A 16,903-nucleotide genomic window follows, 5' to 3' on the forward strand; every position below is an offset into this window, starting at 1 on the left:
GTTACATGCATAAAAAAATTTACTTATCCGCCCCTCATATGAGCGGCAGGGAGCAGCACTATATTTCAGAAGCCTTTCGCTCTAACTGGATTGCGCCGCTTGGGCCGCTTGTGAATACATTTGAAGAAAAACTGGCTGAACGAGTCGGCGCCAAAGGGGCGGCTGCGGTCAGCTCAGGCACCGCCGCGATTCATTTGGCGCTACGTTTGCTGGATGTAAAAGCGGGAGACATCGTGTTTTGTCCGTCCTTTACATTTGTGGCAACGGCAAACCCGATTTTATATGAAAAAGCGGTGCCTGTTTTTATAGATTCTGAGCCGGATACGTGGAATATGTCTCCGAAAGCACTTGAAAGAGCACTGGAGGAAGCAAAACGAAATGGAAATCCGCCAAAAGCGGTCATTGCCGTCAACCTGTACGGACAAAGCGCGAAAATGGATGAGATTGTAAGCCTGTGCGGCTTATACGGCGTGCCGGTCATTGAGGATGCGGCTGAATCCCTCGGTTCGGTCTATAAAGGGAAGCAGAGCGGGACATTCGGCCGTTTCGGCGTTTATTCATTTAATGGAAACAAAATCATCACCACTTCAGGAGGCGGGATGCTTGTATCAGACGATGAAGCCGCCATTGAAAAAGCAAGATTTCTCGCTTCACAGGCCCGCGATCCTGCTGTTCATTATCAGCACAGTGAAATCGGGCACAACTACAGATTGAGCAATATCCTTGCCGGAGTCGGCATTGCCCAGCTTGAGGTGCTGGATGAGCGGGTGGAGAAAAGACGGGAGATTTTTACGAGGTATGAAAATGCGCTTGGCAGCCTAGATGGCGTTTGCTTTATGCCGGAATACTCAGAAGGCGTGTCCAACCGCTGGCTTACTGCACTCACGCTCGATAACGGGCTGATTCCATATGAGGTAGTTCAGCATCTTGCTGAAGAACAGATTGAAGCGAGACCGCTTTGGAAGCCGCTGCATACCCAGCCTCTGTTTACTTCGTCTGCATTTTATTCCCATTCAGATTCTGAAAGTGTGTGCGAAAACTTATTCAGGCGAGGGATCTGCCTCCCATCCGGAACAAATATGACCGAAGAAGATCAAGACCAAGTAATCGATGTGTTGTTACACTTATTCCAAACAACAGAGGTGAAGAGATGGACAGCAAGCATTCAATGATCAGCCTGAAGAAAAAACTGGCCGGGCTGCTCGAAATGATTCCGAAGCAATCCGAAATCATTTACGCCGACTATCCTCTATACGGAAATGTAGGGGATCTATTTATTATGAAAGGAACGGAAGCCTTTTTTAAAGAAAATGACATTCGAGTCAGAAACCGCTGGAATCCAGACAATTTCCCAATCGGGCGTAAGCTTGATCCGAATCTGATCATCGTCTGCCAGGGAGGCGGCAACTTCGGGGATTTATATCCGTACTATCAAGGATTTAGAGAGAAAATCGTTCAAACCTATCCGAACCACAAAATCGTCATCCTGCCGCAATCGATCTATTATCAGAATGAAGATAACTTAAAACGGACAGCTGACATTTTCTCTGCCCATTCAAATCTGCATATCATCACAAGGGAAAAAGCCTCCTATGCCACGGCACAGGCGTACTTTCAAAACAATCATATCAAGCTCTTGCCTGATATGGCCCACCAGCTGTTTCCCATCATTCCGACACAGCAGCCGACCGGCCAAAAGCTGAAATTTATCAGAACAGATCATGAAGCAAATGATGAGCTTCAAAGACATGCGCAAGCGGAAAGCTATGACTGGCGTACAGTGCTGTCAGCTTCAGACCGCCGGACAATCGCTTTTCTCCAAACGCTGAACGTCCTGAACAAAAAAGCGGGCAATCCTCTGCCGATCGCATTTATATGGAGAAAATACTCGGATTACATCGTCACCAAAGCCATTCGCTTTTTCAGCCGTTACAAATCGGTGGAAACGTCAAGGCTGCACGGCCATATTTTGTCTTCTCTTCTTCAAAAAGAAAACACGGTCATTGATAATTCCTACGGAAAAAACGCCAATTACTATCATACTTGGATGGAGGGAGTGCCAAATACTCAAATCATTCGGGACGCCTCAAAGAAGGAAAACCTTCCTGCTCACATGTGAGCGGAAGGTTTATTTTGATTCTCCGCGTTTTACTTTGTTGTAGGCTTCATCTAAATGCTGAATCCGCTTCAGGACAACTGAGTTTTTTGTCAGCTGATCCTGCACAAGTGTTGAGACCACAGAACGGTAGTAGCTGTTCATTGCGTGGATCTTATCCTCAGACGGGTTCATTTCAATATGCTGCTTTAAGTTTTCAATAAAATACGGTACAGAAAAAAGTTCAGACATTTCTTTGGCAGCTCCTTTTTCATAAATGTATACGGTGTCATCCCAATCATGTACAATGAAGAAAGGGGAGTGAGCAAGATGGATATGAAACTTCAGCAAGTACAAGTACTAAAGCCTCAACTGACACAGGAGCTCAGGCAGGCCATCACGCTGCTTGGCTATCATTCGGCGGAACTGGCCGAATACATTGATGAGCTCTCACTGGAAAACCCTCTTATTGAACGAAAGGAAACAGACACACCGCCACTATCTTACCATAAAACAAGCAAAAACAGGATCAGCAGGCAGGAGACGGGCCTTCAATTAAGCAATCCGCAAAAAACACTGCAGGATGTCCTCAAACAGCAGTCGCTGGATATGAATCTGTCTAACACTGAAAAAAAGATTTTTAATTATCTGATACATTCGCTTGATTCTAACGGATATCTGGAGGAAGATGTGGAGGAGGCAGCCCGGCGCCTGTCTGTTTCGGCAGAGGAAGCGGAAGCGGTTCTGAGAAAACTTCAGTCGCTTGAACCAGCGGGAATCGGCGCAAGATCTCTTCAAGAGTGTATTCTGCTGCAATTACAGCGTCTTCCGAACAGAAATAAACAGGCGGAACTGCTTGTTTCAGAACACTTTGATGTATTTGCGCAAAAAAACTGGAAAGCGCTTTCAAAAGAAACTGGAATCCCGCTTCACGCGATTCAGGACATTTCTGATAAAATTGCTGCGCTTCACCCAAGACCCGGCCTTCTGTTTGCCAGTCCGGAGCAGGATATGTATATTGAACCTGACATTTTCATCATCGTTAAAAACGGCCAGATCACAGCGGAACTGAACAGCCGCTCGTTCCCGGAGATTGAGCTGCATCCGCAGTACAGGCCGCTTCTATCGTCGGGCGCCTGTCAGGATACGGTTTCCTATTTATCTGCGAAATATCAGGAGTGGCGCTGGCTGAGCCGCGCGCTGAGGCAGCGGAAGCAGACGATCACCAGAATTGTAAATGAGCTGACCGCACGTCAAAAAGATTTTTTCCTGAAAGGGCGGAGCGCCATGAAGCCGCTGACACTGAGAGAGGTGGCGGATTGTCTGGGCCTGCATGAATCAACCATCAGCCGGGCCATTAAAGGGAAAACGATACAAACGCCTTACGGATTGTTTGAGATGAAGATGTTCTTCTCAGGAAAAGCAGAGGCCTCTGGGGATGGCGATACATCCAACTATGCGGTCAAAACGCATCTTCAAGCATTGATTCAGCAAGAGGATAAAACAAAACCCCTCTCAGATCAAAAGCTTGCCGACCTGTTATATGAACAGCACCGCATCCAAATCTCCAGACGCACAGTGGCGAAATACCGCGATCAATTGAACATTCCGTCATCGGCAGCAAGAAAACGGTACAAATAAAATCCTCCCTGTAAGGGAGGATTTTTTTACGGGATCATCCAGCTGAAAAACTGGTGCTGCAAAAAGGTGATGATACAGACGAGCAGCAGCAAAAACAAGCTGTGCTTGATCGTAAAGCGGAAAAGATCCGACTCCTTCCCGGCGAGTCCGACTGCCGCACACGCGACCGCGATTGACTGCGGGGAAATCATTTTGCCGGTGACGCCGCCTGATGAATTGGCCGCGACCGATAGGACAGGGTCCATTCCGACCGATAAGGCCGTTACTTTCTGCAGGTTTCCAAACAGCAGGTTAGCCGACGTATCCGAGCCGGTAATAAAGACGCCGAGCCAGCCGAGAACCGGCGAAAAGAAGGTAAACATCGAGCCTGTCAGCGCCAGCGTCATGCCGAGCGTCGTGCTCATTCCCGAGGAGTTGGTGACATATGCAAAACCAACGACCGAGGCGATCGTTAAAATCGGAAACTTCAATTCCTTCAGTGTTTCGCTAAAAACAGCTCCCCAGTCTTTCCACGAAATGGACGTGATGAATTTTGACAGCACTGCGGCAATTAAAATCGCGGTGCCTGCCGAACCGAGCACCTCAAGCTTATAAACCGCTTCAATCGGAGTGCCGTCAGCATTGACGATCTGTTTGTTCAAAAAAGGCACCCCAGGAGCAAAAGTCAGCTGTTCTCCAATCACATTCAGCCATTTTAAGACAATGGCTGTGCCTTCATAATGCCCTGTCAGCGCGGATTTGACCGAAGGAATGCCCCAAACAGAAATCATCACCGTCAGCAGCAGAAACGGCGACCAGGCCTTAAAAATCTGCCCGCCGGTGTAAGCCGGTGCATCAGGGTGCAGTTTTGCCGTTTCAATCGCGGCGGCCGATTCCCGCTCCCCCGCAAACCGGAATGTCTTCTTCGGCTTCCACCATTTCAAAAACACAGCTAGCGCAGCCATCGACACTAGCGCCGACAAAACATCCGGCAGCTCCGGCCCCAGAAAGTTGGAACTGAGATACTGAACAGCGGCAAAGGAAACACCGGAAACAAGAATCGCCGGCCATACCTCAAAGGCTTTCCTGAATCCGCTCATAATGATAATTAAATAAAGAGGAATAAATACAGATAAAAACGGCAGCTGCCGCCCGACCATTTGAGAAATCTCCATCGCCGGAATCCCTGTCGGCCCTTCTACAGCTGTAATCGGAATCCCAATCGCCCCAAAGGCTACTGGTGCCGTATTGGCAATCAAACAGATCCCCGCCGCATAAAGAGGGTTAAAACCGAGGCCGACAAGCAGTGCGGCCGAAATCGCGACCGGCGCCCCGAAGCCCGCCGCTCCTTCTAAAAAAGCCCCGAATGAGAAAGCGATCAGCAGCGCCTGAAGCCGGCGGTCATCGGTAATGGAGAGAACAGAGCTGCGAATAATATCAAACTGTCCCGTTTTGACAGTGATTTTATACAAAAAAACAGACGTCACAATGATCCAGCCGATTGGCAGAATGCCGTATACGGCTCCTTGTGTAGCGGACATCAGCGCTTTTTCCGCCGGCATCCCGTAAATCAATACAGCAATCAGCAGCGCGATTCCCAAGGTGGACAATCCCGCTGTATACCCCTTCATTCGTTTAATTGCGAGTGCCCAGAAAAAGAAAATAATCGGTACAAGTGCGGCAAGCGCAGATAAAAGCAAATTTCCCCCTATAGGCGTATATGCCTGTGTCCATTGCATCCCAAACCCCTCCTTCAAACATAACTGGCTATGTGTAAGCGGTTTCTAAAGATGATATGATCATCTGATGACTAGATAATAAGACCAGTTACCTAGCATTATATTTTGAAAAAAATCAAAGTACAAGACTTTTTGACGAAATTGTCTAAATCTTTTGGCGGCGCCCAAAAGGGAGTATAATAGATCGTAAACAGCCAGACCTACAAGTTGCGGGGTGAATTGCATTGAAATATAAACAGATTAAAACAAAAAAGATATATGAAGAAGTAGCGGATGCATTATTAGATATGATCAAAACCGGCCAACTGAAGCCGGGGGATAAACTTGACTCCGTTCAGGCGCTTTCCGAAAGCTTTCAAGTCAGCCGTTCAGCGGTGCGCGAAGCGCTTTCCGCATTAAAAGCGATGGGGCTTGTCGAAATGAAACAGGGAGAAGGCACCTATCTGAAGGAGTTTGAACCTGATCAAATTTCTCAGCCTCTGTCAGCCGCCCTTTTAATGAAAAAAGAAGATGTCAAACAGCTGCTCGAGGTCAGAAAGCTGCTTGAAATCGGCGTGGCTTCATTAGCTGCCGAAAAACGGACAGAAGAGAATCTCCAAAGCATTCATGCGGCGTTAAAGGAAATGGGGGAGATCGAAGCAGACGGGGAGCTAGGTGAAAAAGCAGACTTCGCCTTTCATTTGGCACTCGCTGACGCTTCACAAAACGATCTGCTCAAACATCTGATGAATCACGTATCATCATTGCTGCTGGAAACGATGAGAGAAACGCGGAAAATCTGGCTGTTTTCCAAGAAGACCTCGGTACAGCGGCTTTATGAGGAGCATGAACGGATTTATAATGCCGTGGCTGCCCAAGACGGAGCACAGGCGGAAGAAGCGATGCTGGCACACTTGACGAATGTGGAAGATGTCCTTTCGGGATATTTTGAGGAAAACGTGCAATAACCGACTCATTTCCCGGGCAATTCTGCCGGTGCATACACACAACCAAGACTGAGCTGTAATGGTTCAGTCTTATTTACATTGTGCGGCTGACACAGCTTGACATTTACGAAAAAGAAAGTAAAATATTTTACTAAAACGAACACTGGCATGTTTGAAAATGGAGGCGGATATAATGGCGACAATTAAAGATATCGCACAAGCCGCGGGATTTTCGATTTCAACCGTTTCCCGTGTTTTAAATAACGATGAGAGCCTTTCTGTACCGGACGAGACGCGTGAAAAGATATATGAAGCCGCGGAGAAACTTAATTATCGCAAGAAAACTGTAAGGCCGCTGGTGAAACACATCGCTTTTTTATATTGGCTGACAGATCAAGAGGAGCTGGAAGATGTCTATTTCAAAACAATGAGATTAGAAGTAGAGAAATTGGCGAAAACCTTCAATGTCGACATGACGACCTATAAAATAACGGACGGTATTGAATGCATTCCAGCTCATACAGAAGGTTTTATTGCCGTGGGCACCTTTTCTGATAAAGAATTAGCGTTTCTCAGAAATCTGACGGAGAACGGCGTTTTTATTGACTCTTCCCCTGATCCCGACCATTTTGATTCGGTAAGGCCGGACTTAGCGCAAATGACGAAGAGAACGGTAAACATCCTAGTTGAAAAAGGGCATAAGAATATCGGATTTATTGGCGGCACGTACAAAAATCCGAACACGAATCAAGATGAAATGGATATTCGTGAAAAAACGTTCCGATCCTATATGCAGGAAAAAGGGATGCTGGACGAGCGCTATATTTTATGCCACCGCAGCTTCTCCGTCGAAAATGGCTACCGCCTGATGACTAAAGCGATTGAAGCATTGGGTGATCAGCTTCCGACCGCCTTTTTTATCGCGGCAGACCCGATTGCGGTCGGCTGTCTGCAGGCCCTGAATGAAAAAGGAATCGCGATACCAAACAGAGTGAGCGTCGTGAGCATCAATAACATCAGCTTTGCCAAGTACGTCTCTCCGCCGCTGACGACCTTTCATATTGATATCAAGGAACTATGTAAAAACGCTGTGGAATTATTGCTTGAGCAAGTGCTGGAAAAGCGGAAAACGGTTAAAACGTTATATATGGGAGCTGAATTAATCGTCAGAAAGAGCATGAATTAAATCGTATTTCAAAATGGCTTAGTATTCTAAGTCATTTTTTGTTTGGTAAAAAAATTTACTTGTAAGAGTAAATAGTTTGTTTACACATTTTCTTAGTCATGCTATATTATTTTTAAAGCGCTTTCATCTAATACGGAAGGGTGACAATTGATGAAAATGATAAAAAAGTACGCCGGTGTCATGCTCTGCGCGGCTGTCAGTTTATCTTTAGCCGCCTGCGGACCGCAGGAAAGCAGCAGCGAAAAAACAAGTTCAAAGGGCTCAGAGCTTGTCGTGTGGGAGGATAAAGAAAAAAGCATCGGCATTAAAGACGCTGTTGCCGAATTTGAAAAAGAACATGATGTAAAGGTCAAAGTTGTTGAAAAACCTTATGCCCAGCAGATTGAAGATTTGCGTATGGACGGCCCGGCCGGCACAGGGCCTGACGTGTTAACAATGCCCGGTGACCAGATCGGAACGGCTGTCACAGAGGGATTAATCAAAGAATTAAACGTCGAAAAGGATGTTCAATCGCTCTACACAGACGCATCCATTCAGTCTCAAATGGTGGATCAGAAGCTTTATGGCCTACCTAAAGCCGTCGAAACAACAGTGCTTTTTTATAACAAAGATCTCATCTCAAAGGACGAATTGCCGCAAACGCTGGAAGAGTGGTACGACTACTCTAAAAAAACGGCTGATGGCAGCAAATTTGGATTTTTAGCCTTATTTGATCAAATTTATTACGCGCAAAGTGTCATGGGCGGGTACGGCGGATATATCTTTGGAAAGGATAAGGATGGAAACGATGATCCGTCTGATCTTGGAATCAATAATGAAGGCGCTGTCAAAGGTGCTGAGCTGATTCAGAAGTTTTATCAAGACGGCTTATTCCCGGCTGGCATTGTCGGAGAGCAGGGAATCAATGTACTCGAATCACTGTTTACAGAAGGAAAGGCTGCTGCGATTATCTCAGGCCCGTGGAATGTAGAAGCCTTTTCGAAAGCGGGAATTGATTATGGCATCACCAAGCTTCCGAAGCTGGAAAACGGCAAAAACATGAGCTCCTTTATCGGCGTCAAAAGCTACAATGTCAGCGCATTTTCAAAACATGCAGAGCTGGCGCAAGAGTTAGCCGTTTTTCTGACAAATGAAACGAATTCCAAAAAACGATATGAACAAACGAAAGAAGTTCCGGCCGTTCAATCATTAGCGAGTGACAAGGCGATCATGAAAAGCGAAGCGGCACGGGCGGTCACCGAACAATCCCGCTTCTCAGAGCAGACGCCGAATATACCGGAAATGAATGAAATATGGACCCCGGCTGATTCGGCATTACAAACGATTGCAACAGGAAAAGCGGACCCGAAAAAAGCCTTAGATCAGGCTGCCGAAACAGCCAAAGGGCAGATGAAGGCAAAGCATAGCGGAACATAAAGAGAAAAGTAGATTTGTATTGTAAGAGAGGTGAAAACGGTGCAGCATCGTAAAGTCGCTTTGTTATTGTCAATCATTCCGGGCCTTGGTCAATTCTACAACAAACAATGGATTAAAGGCCTCCTGTTTCTCCTTTTGGGCGCATCGTTTTTTGCGGTATTTGGAGATTTGCTGAATATGGGGCTTTGGGGAATCTTTACGCTGGGAACAGAGGTGCCGCGGGATAACTCGGTGTTTCTGCTGGCGGAAGGCATTATCGCTGTCATTGTGACATGCTTTGGACTTGCGGTATATTATGTGAATTTGCGAGACGCTTATCAAAGCGGAAAACGCCGTGATGAAAAGAGGCCCTTGAGCTCTCTCAAGGAACAATATCAAAATATCGTCGCTCAGGGCTATCCATATGTCGTCAGCGGACCATCTCTGTTTATTTTAGTTTTCGCGGTGATTTTTCCCATCTTATTCAGCTTTGCCTTAGCTTTTACAAACTATGATTTATATCATTCTCCTCCTGCTAAATTAGTAGATTGGGTTGGTTTTCAAACCTTCACTGATATTTTTACTGTCGATATTTGGCGCTCGACCTTTTTTGATGTGCTGGCTTGGACGGTGGTGTGGACGCTTTGTGCTTCTACTCTGCAAGTCAGTCTGGGGATATGGCTGGCGATCATTGTGAATCAGAAAGACATCCGGTTTAAACGGTTTTTCCGGACTATTTTGATTTTGCCATGGGCTGTTCCCGGATTTGTCACGATTTTAATTTTTGCCGGTTTGTTTAACGATAGTTTCGGCGCAATGAATCATGACATCTTGGCTTTCTTTGGCATTGATCCGCTTCCGTGGATGACAGATGCGAATTGGTCGAGGCTGGCGCTGATCCTCATGCAAGGCTGGCTTGGTTTTCCGTATATCTTCCTTGTTTCAACGGGTGTTTTGCAATCGATTCCTGAAGATCTTTATGAAGCGGCGACAATTGATGGTGCTTCCATCTTCTCAAAGCTGAGATACATCACGCTCCCGATGGTGTTCATTGCGATGGCTCCGATTATCATTACGCAATTCACATTTAATTTTAATAACTTCAATATTATTTATCTTTTCAATGGAGGCGGTCCGGCTGTTGCGGGATCAACAGCCGGCGGAACAGATATCCTCGTATCGTGGATTTATAAATTGACGATGCAGTCCAGCCAATATTCCCTTGCGGCTGCTTTAACCATTTTATTGTCTGTGTTTGTGATCGCCATTGCATTGTGGCAATTCAGACAGACGAAGTCTTTTAAAGAGGAGGGCTGAGACATGCTGGCAGATATGAAGGTCAGAAAATTTATGCGGCTCCTTTTCTCTTACTTGTTTTTAGCCTGCATGGCGGTCATCATTGTGTATCCTCTCCTTTGGACGGCAGGCGCCAGCTTTAATCCCGGCAACAGTTTAATCAGTACATCCCTCATTCCGAAGAATCCGACATTTGACCACTACAAAGAATTATTTGCGGGCAAAGAAAGCCTTCAATATGTGCAGTGGTATATCAATTCGATAAAAATCAGCCTGTTTACGATGGCTGGCTCACTGATCTGTGTGACGTTTACGGCTTATGCGTTTTCCCGCTTTCGGTTTAAAGGGAGGAAATACGCATTAACGCTCTTTTTATTGCTGCAAATGATTCCTCAGTTTTCTGCATTGATCGCCTTGTTTGTGCTGGCTCAAATGTTAGGAATGATCAACAGCCATTGGCTGCTGATCCTGCTTTATATCGGCGGCCTGATCCCGATGAATACGTACTTGATGAAAGGATATATGGATTCCATTCCGATTGATTTAGACGAAAGCGCAAAGATTGACGGGGCAAGCAGCACGAGGATCTTTTTGCAGATCATCCTGCCTTTGTCAAAACCGATGGCGGCAGTGGTTGCGATGAATGGATTTACCGGCCCGCTCGGAGATTTTGTTTTGTCATCAACGATATTGAGAACACCTGAATCATATACATTGCCCGTAGGCTTATTCAATTTAGTCAATGATGTCATGGGAGCAAGCTATACGACATTTGCGGCGGGTGCCTTGCTCATCAGCATTCCGGTTGCCGTCATCTTTATCATGCTGCAAAAGAATTTTGTGTCCGGATTAACCGCAGGCGGAACGAAAGGATAAGAGAATAAGGGGGAGAAAATCATGTCAAAGCTTGAAAAAAAGCACGTTACAAAAGCGAAGTTTATGCTCCACGGAGGAGACTACAACCCTGATCAATGGCTGGATCGGCCGGATATTTTAGCCGACGATATAAAGCTGATGAAGCTTTCCCATACCAATACGTTTTCTGTCGGCATTTTTGCATGGAGTGCGCTTGAGCCGGAGGAAGGTGTATATCAATTTGAATGGCTTGATGATGTTTTTGACCGTATCCACAGTATCGGCGGCCGTGTCATTTTAGCAACGCCGAGCGGAGCGCGTCCTGCCTGGCTGTCGCAAACCTACCCTGAAGTGCTGCGGGTCAATGCCTCCAGAGTGAAACAGCTGCACGGAGGCCGGCATAACCACTGCCTGACGTCCAAGGTCTATCGTGAAAAAACGCGGCACATCAACCGTTTATTAGCAGAAAGATACCGCGGACATCCATCGCTTTTCATGTGGCATATTTCCAACGAATATGGAGGAGAATGCCACTGTGACCAATGTCAGCACGCTTTCAGAGAGTGGCTGAAAACGAAATATGACAATAGTCTCAAGGTATTAAATAACGCGTGGTGGACGCCGTTTTGGAGTCATACATTTAATGACTGGTCACAAATTGAAAGCCCTTCCCCGATTGGAGAAAATGGCTTGCACGGCCTGAACTTAGACTGGCGCCGGTTTGTCACGGATCAAACCATTTCCTTTTATGAAAATGAAATCGTACCGCTGAAAGAGCTGACGCCGGACATTCCGATAACAACGAATTTTATGGGTGATACACCAGATTTAATTCCTTATCAGGGTCTCGACTACAGCAAATTTGCAAAGCATGTGGATGTTATCAGCTGGGACGCTTATCCTGTGTGGCACAATGATTGGGAAAGCACAGCAGATTTGGCGATGAAGGTCGGCTTTATCAATGATCTGTACAGAAGCCTGAAGCAGCAGCCCTTTCTATTAATGGAGTGTACGCCTAGCGCTGTCAATTGGCATAACGTAAACAAAGCAAAACGCCCGGGCATGAACCTGCTTTCATCTATGCAAATGATTGCCCACGGATCAGACAGCGTCCTCTATTTCCAATTTCGAAAATCACGAGGATCATCGGAAAAACTGCATGGGGCGATTGTGGATCATGACAACAGCACAAAGAACCGCGTCTTTCAAGAAGTGGCAAAAGTCGGGGAGACATTGGAACAGCTGTCTGAAGTCGTTGGAACGAAGAGACCGTCTGAAGCTGCTATTTTGTATGATTGGGAAAATAATTGGGCGCTTGAGGACGCTCAGGGATTTGCAAAAGCGACAAAGCGTTATCCGCAAACACTGCAGCAGCATTACCGCACATTCTGGGAACAGGATATCCCGGTCGACGTCATTGCAAAAGAACAAGATTTTTCAGCGTATAAGCTGCTGATCGTCCCCATGCTGTATGTAATCAGTGAAGAAACCATTTCGCGATTAAAGAAGTTTACGGCTAACGGCGGAACCTTGGTGATGACCTATATCAGCGGAATCGTCAACGAGCATGACTTAACGTACACAGGCGGCTGGCACCCAGACTTGCAAACGATATTTGGAATTGAGCCGCTCGAAACAGATACGCTGTATCCGAAAGACCGAAATGCCGTCAGCTACCGCAATCAAACGTATGAAATGAAAGATTATGCAACGGTGATCGAATTGAAAGCCGCAACGGCAGAGGGTGTGTATCAGGATGACTTTTATGCGCATACTCCTGCGGTTACAAGCCATCAATATGAACAAGGAAAAGCGTATTTTATCGGCGCGCGTTTAGAGGATCAATTTCACCGGGATTTTTATCAAGATTTGATAAAAGAACTGTCTTTGTCTCCGGTTTTTCCGGTTAAGCATGGTAAAGGCGTCTCCGTACAGGCGAGACAGGATCAGCACAATGACTATATCTTCATCATGAATTTTACGGAACAACAGCAGCTGGTTTCGTTTGATAAGCGTGTGAAGGATATCGTTACTGGTGAAATGCTTTCAGGAGACCTGATCTTGGAAAAATATGAAGTGAGAATTGTCGTGAACTCACATTGAGGTGTGCCTCAGCTCTATATGGGCAGGGTCTTTTTTGAAATCGCTTACGTGAGAGGGTGGAAATATGAAAAGCAGAATCATCGTGCTGTTAGCCGCTGTCATCGTCTGGAGCGGGATCGGAAGTTCGACGGGATATGCCGCCGCAGAGGGGGAGAAATATGTGTCAGAGCTTCAGGCAAATGACCTTTTTGTTAAAAAGGTAGCGGGCATGAACAAGGACTTTATCAAAGGAGTTGACGTGTCGAGCATTATTGCTTTAGAAAACAGCGGTGTAACCTTTTACAATGCAAGCGGAAAACGTCAGGACATCTTTACAACCTTAAAGCAAGCAGGCGTCAACTATGTCCGCGTCCGCATTTGGAATGATCCGTATAACGCTTATGGCAATGGTTATGGGGGAGGCAATAATGATGTTCAAAAAGCCATCCAAATCGGAAAAAGAGCAACCGCGAACGGGATGAAGCTGCTGGCAGACTTTCATTATTCCGATTTCTGGGCAGATCCTGCAAAACAAAAGGTGCCAAAGGCTTGGGCGAACTTAAGCTTCGAAGCTAAGAAAGCGAAGCTCTATGGATTTACAAAACAAAGTCTGCAAGCCATGGTCAAGGAAGGCATTGATATCGGTATGGTACAGGTCGGAAACGAAACAACAGGAGCATTTGCCGGTGAAACGGATTGGAAGAAGATGAGTCAATTATTCAATGAAGGAAGCCGGGCAGTCAGGGAAACAAATCGTGACATATTGGTCGCGCTGCATTTCACCAACCCAGAAACGTCAGGACGATATTCATATATTGCTGAAACCCTCAACAAAAACAAAGTCGATTATGATGTATTTGCCAGCTCATATTATCCATTCTGGCACGGTACGTTACACAATTTGTCCTCCGTGCTGAAAGCTGTTGCGGATACGTACGGCAAAAAAGTCATGGTGGCGGAAACGTCATACACCTATACGGCTGAAGACGGAGACGGACATGAAAACACAGCGCCTAAAAGCGGTCAGACGCTGCCATACCCGATTTCAGTGCAAGGCCAGGCAAATGCCGTAAGAGATGTGATGGACGCAGTGGCAAAGACAGGAACAGCCGGATTGGGCGTTTTTTATTGGGAGCCTGCGTGGGTTCCGGTCGGCCCGAAGACGCAATTGGAGAAAAATAAAACGATATGGGAAACATATGGTTCCGGATGGGCCTCCAGCTATGCAGCCGAATACGATCCTGAAGACGCAGGTAAGTGGTATGGAGGAAGTGCAGTGGATAATCAAGCTTTGTTTGATTTCAACGGACATCCGCTGCCGTCCTTACAGGTATTCAAATACGCGGAAACAGGCCATATCCCGAAAAAATAATGAAAATCCATGAGGTGTAACAACGCATTGTTATCTCTCATGGATTCTTTTATTTTACATCTACTAAAATAAAACACTCATCATCGTTTTTGGGCTCAGTTTGAAGAGATGAGAGGATTTTGTTTTTCAGCTCAGCTATAGGCAAATCAGGATGATTCTTTATTAAACGGTGTAAATAACATGATGCCGTCGGGTCCATCACACCGTCTGTATACAGAAGCAGCCTTCCGCCGCGTGTATAGTGAAGGCTGCTTGACTGAAACACCGCTTCTTCAAACATCCCAATCGGCGGTGCGGTTGCGTCCAGCGTTGATTGGGTTCCCTCGGCATCCTGCCATAACGCGGGCGGATGGCCCGCGTTGACATAATCAATTCTTTGCCGGTCTGTATCAATGATGAGGCAAATAGCGGTACAGTAATGCCTTGCTTCCTCGTCGTTTTGAAACAAACTGTGAAGATGGTAGTCTAGTTCCTTCATGACTTTGTCGGGACTGATCCCTTGTGTCATTAATCGCTGGAATAAAGGATGGAGGGACATCGTAACTAATGCAGAAGAAATGCCGTGTCCCATTACATCAAGGAGGATCAAGCCGTAGCGGTGCTCATCGATTTGATAAAATCCATATAAGTCGCCTGATAAGTCACTGGATGCTTTATAATACGAATCAATCTGAATTTGATCATTCAAGATCGGCTCGGTCAATGAATTTTCTTGAATCTTTCTGGCGAGTTCAAGCTCTCTTTTTGTATTCGATCTGAATTGCTGATTTTGCTTATTGATCGCAAGAAGCTCTTCTTGTTTCACCTTCAGCGTCTGCAAAGCAATTTCCAGCTCCGCATTTGCTTTCTGTTTGGCGAGCAGTGCTTCCTCAGCCGCGTTTCTGGCAATCAGCAGCTCATTTTCATATTCGTTTCGCTTCCGCATCGGAATGACAACGCATTCTGTTACAGCGGCTGCCTGATCCGCTCTCCGAACTGCGTTTACAAGGACGGGGACTTCTTCCCCATTGTTTGTTTCCAGGGAGATGTACATTTCTTCAATGTGTTGTTCAAGCTGCAAAAGCGGAACAAAATAAAGCTGATAAAAAAGCTTTGCAGGAACGGTTAAAAGAGCATTGACATGCTGGCCGATCACCTGTTCCGATTCGTAATCAAGAATCTTAAGCAAGGTGTGATTGACAGCTAAAATTGTACCCTCTTCAGATAAAGTAAGGAAACCGCATGGTGCATAATTCAATTGTTGATCCATTCAGAGGGTCACCTCTATCCCTTTCGTTCCTAAATCACGTATGCGTTCAAATAATCGCTGATCAGCTGTATTGTCTCTTCGGGATGGCTCATATGCGGGCAGTGCCCGTTGGCTTTCATCTGTATGAGTGTGCTGTAAGGGAGATGCTTTTGCATATACTCACCTACTAATGACGGTGCAATGACATCATTCGAACATTGCAGGATAAGCGAAGGCACGGTCACCTTTGGAAGATCTTTTCGATGATCTGAAAAAAACGCCGCCTTCGCGAATTGCCGTGCGATGATAGGATCAGTAGAACAAAAACGGCTTTCCAGCTCTTCCTTAATTTCTGGCCGATCCGGCTGATTCACTACGGTCGCCGCAAAAACGGTTGCCCAGCCTATGTAGTTTTTCTCCATCATATCTATTAACCCAAGGAGCTGCTCTTCCTCAAAACCCCCGTAATACTCAGGCGGATCATTTAAATAGCAAGGAGAAGGCCCCACCATAATCAGTTGTGAAAAAAGCTCGGGACGTCGTAATGATGCAAGCATGCCAATCACAGCCCCCACAGAATGCCCCACAAAAACGGCTTTTGACAGATCTAACGCTTCACAAACATCCAGAACATCCTGGGCATAGCCGTCAAGTGTGCGGTAACGAACCATATCATATGCGTGCAAATCAGAATTTCCCGCACCTACATAATCAAATAGAATCAGCTGGTATTCGTCTTCAAAGGCAGGAACTACGGCATCCCACACGCTTTGATCACACCCGAATCCAGGTGCAAATACAATTGGTGTTGTGCCGTTCCCCCTCACCTTCACATGATTCCTAGTCAAAATAGCTTGATCCATAGTCGGCTCCTTTCAGCTAAAACGACATGAAGATTAATATGTATATCATACCACTTCAAGGCGTGAATTGCGGGCTTTCTATGAAAGTAAATAGGCGTCTTGCAGAAAGAGGACATGCGGCATGGAGAGCTGGATTGATTGGAAGATGTAGCGGAAGGATTGCCTAGGTGCCGGATATAATATAAAGCGGTAATATCATCTGAATGACACAAATGACATTTGTCATCTCAAATCATGACACCCCTT

The 16,903-nt window shown here is 46.1% G+C and carries 14 protein-coding genes; 10 read left to right on the forward strand and 4 right to left on the reverse strand.

The window, feature by feature from the left end; translation table 11 throughout:
* The first annotated feature begins 5 nt into the window (after positions 1–5).
* Together DIC78_RS13915 and DIC78_RS13920 are read left to right on the forward strand one after the other, a co-directional pair.
* Positions 6–1,172, forward strand: a complete 1,167-nt coding sequence (locus DIC78_RS13915; RefSeq protein WP_127696456.1) for a DegT/DnrJ/EryC1/StrS family aminotransferase — start codon at positions 6–8, stop codon at positions 1,170–1,172.
* Positions 1,151–2,119 carry a polysaccharide pyruvyl transferase family protein gene (locus DIC78_RS13920; RefSeq protein ID WP_127696457.1) on the forward strand — a complete coding sequence of 323 codons (969 nt, stop codon included), beginning with the start codon at positions 1,151–1,153 and terminating at the stop codon, positions 2,117–2,119. The genes DIC78_RS13915 and DIC78_RS13920 overlap by 22 nt, the downstream gene beginning before the upstream one ends.
* 9 nt (positions 2,120–2,128) lie before the next feature.
* Here DIC78_RS13920 and yvfG read toward each other — a convergent pair whose 3' ends face one another.
* Positions 2,129–2,347 carry a protein YvfG gene (gene yvfG, locus DIC78_RS13925; RefSeq protein ID WP_024122922.1) on the reverse strand — a complete coding sequence of 73 codons (219 nt, stop codon included), beginning with the start codon at positions 2,345–2,347 and terminating at the stop codon, positions 2,129–2,131.
* 78 nt (positions 2,348–2,425) lie between these two features.
* On the opposite strand from yvfG, the gene rpoN reads away from it, so the two are divergent.
* Complete coding sequence (rpoN, locus tag DIC78_RS13930; RefSeq protein ID WP_127696458.1) at positions 2,426–3,736, forward strand: RNA polymerase factor sigma-54; 1,311 nt, start codon at positions 2,426–2,428, stop codon at positions 3,734–3,736.
* Between the two features lie 26 nt (positions 3,737–3,762).
* Here rpoN and lutP read toward each other — a convergent pair whose 3' ends face one another.
* Complete coding sequence (gene lutP / locus DIC78_RS13935; RefSeq protein ID WP_106019586.1) at positions 3,763–5,454, reverse strand: L-lactate permease LutP; 1,692 nt, start codon at positions 5,452–5,454, stop codon at positions 3,763–3,765.
* Between the two features lie 224 nt (positions 5,455–5,678).
* On the opposite strand from lutP, the gene lutR reads away from it, so the two are divergent.
* From lutR to DIC78_RS13970, 7 genes are all read left to right on the forward strand, one after another.
* The gene (gene lutR / locus DIC78_RS13940) at positions 5,679–6,401 is read left to right on the forward strand and encodes an L-lactate utilization/bacilysin biosynthesis transcriptional regulator LutR (RefSeq protein WP_024122919.1); all 723 of its coding nucleotides are present in this window, start codon (positions 5,679–5,681) and stop codon (positions 6,399–6,401) included.
* 172 nt (positions 6,402–6,573) lie between these two features.
* Positions 6,574–7,566: a galactan degradation operon transcriptional regulator GanR gene (locus DIC78_RS13945; RefSeq protein WP_106019585.1), complete on the forward strand. Its 993-nt coding sequence runs from the start codon at positions 6,574–6,576 to the stop codon at positions 7,564–7,566.
* A 150-nt stretch (positions 7,567–7,716) separates the two neighbouring features.
* On the forward strand, positions 7,717–8,982 hold the full coding sequence (locus DIC78_RS13950; RefSeq protein WP_106019584.1) for an arabinogalactan oligomer ABC transporter substrate-binding protein GanS: 1,266 nt from the start codon (positions 7,717–7,719) through the stop codon (positions 8,980–8,982).
* A gap of 39 nt (positions 8,983–9,021) precedes the next feature.
* Positions 9,022–10,278: a galactooligosaccharide ABC transporter permease GanP gene (ganP, locus tag DIC78_RS13955; protein ID WP_024122916.1), complete on the forward strand. Its 1,257-nt coding sequence runs from the start codon at positions 9,022–9,024 to the stop codon at positions 10,276–10,278.
* Between the two features lie 3 nt (positions 10,279–10,281).
* Positions 10,282–11,133 carry a galactooligosaccharide ABC transporter permease GanQ gene (ganQ, locus tag DIC78_RS13960; protein WP_024122915.1) on the forward strand — a complete coding sequence of 284 codons (852 nt, stop codon included), beginning with the start codon at positions 10,282–10,284 and terminating at the stop codon, positions 11,131–11,133.
* Between the two features lie 18 nt (positions 11,134–11,151).
* Positions 11,152–13,215: a beta-galactosidase GanA gene (locus DIC78_RS13965; RefSeq protein WP_127696459.1), complete on the forward strand. Its 2,064-nt coding sequence runs from the start codon at positions 11,152–11,154 to the stop codon at positions 13,213–13,215.
* 64 nt (positions 13,216–13,279) lie between these two features.
* Positions 13,280–14,566, forward strand: a complete 1,287-nt coding sequence (locus tag DIC78_RS13970; RefSeq protein ID WP_127696460.1) for an arabinogalactan endo-beta-1,4-galactanase — start codon at positions 13,280–13,282, stop codon at positions 14,564–14,566.
* Positions 14,567–14,615: 49 nt separating this feature from the next.
* Here the strand turns inward: DIC78_RS13970 and DIC78_RS13975 are convergent, their stop codons facing one another.
* Together DIC78_RS13975 and DIC78_RS13980 are read right to left on the reverse strand one after the other, a co-directional pair.
* Positions 14,616–15,815, reverse strand: coding sequence for a phosphoserine phosphatase RsbP (locus DIC78_RS13975; protein ID WP_127696461.1), 1,200 nt, complete (start codon positions 15,813–15,815; stop codon positions 14,616–14,618).
* A gap of 29 nt (positions 15,816–15,844) precedes the next feature.
* Positions 15,845–16,657, reverse strand: coding sequence for an alpha/beta fold hydrolase (locus DIC78_RS13980; protein ID WP_095712984.1), 813 nt, complete (start codon positions 16,655–16,657; stop codon positions 15,845–15,847).
* Positions 16,658–16,903 lie beyond the last annotated feature (246 nt).

Source organism: Bacillus halotolerans (genome assembly GCF_004006435.1).
In the GTDB taxonomy this organism is placed as follows: domain Bacteria; phylum Bacillota; class Bacilli; order Bacillales; family Bacillaceae; genus Bacillus; species Bacillus halotolerans.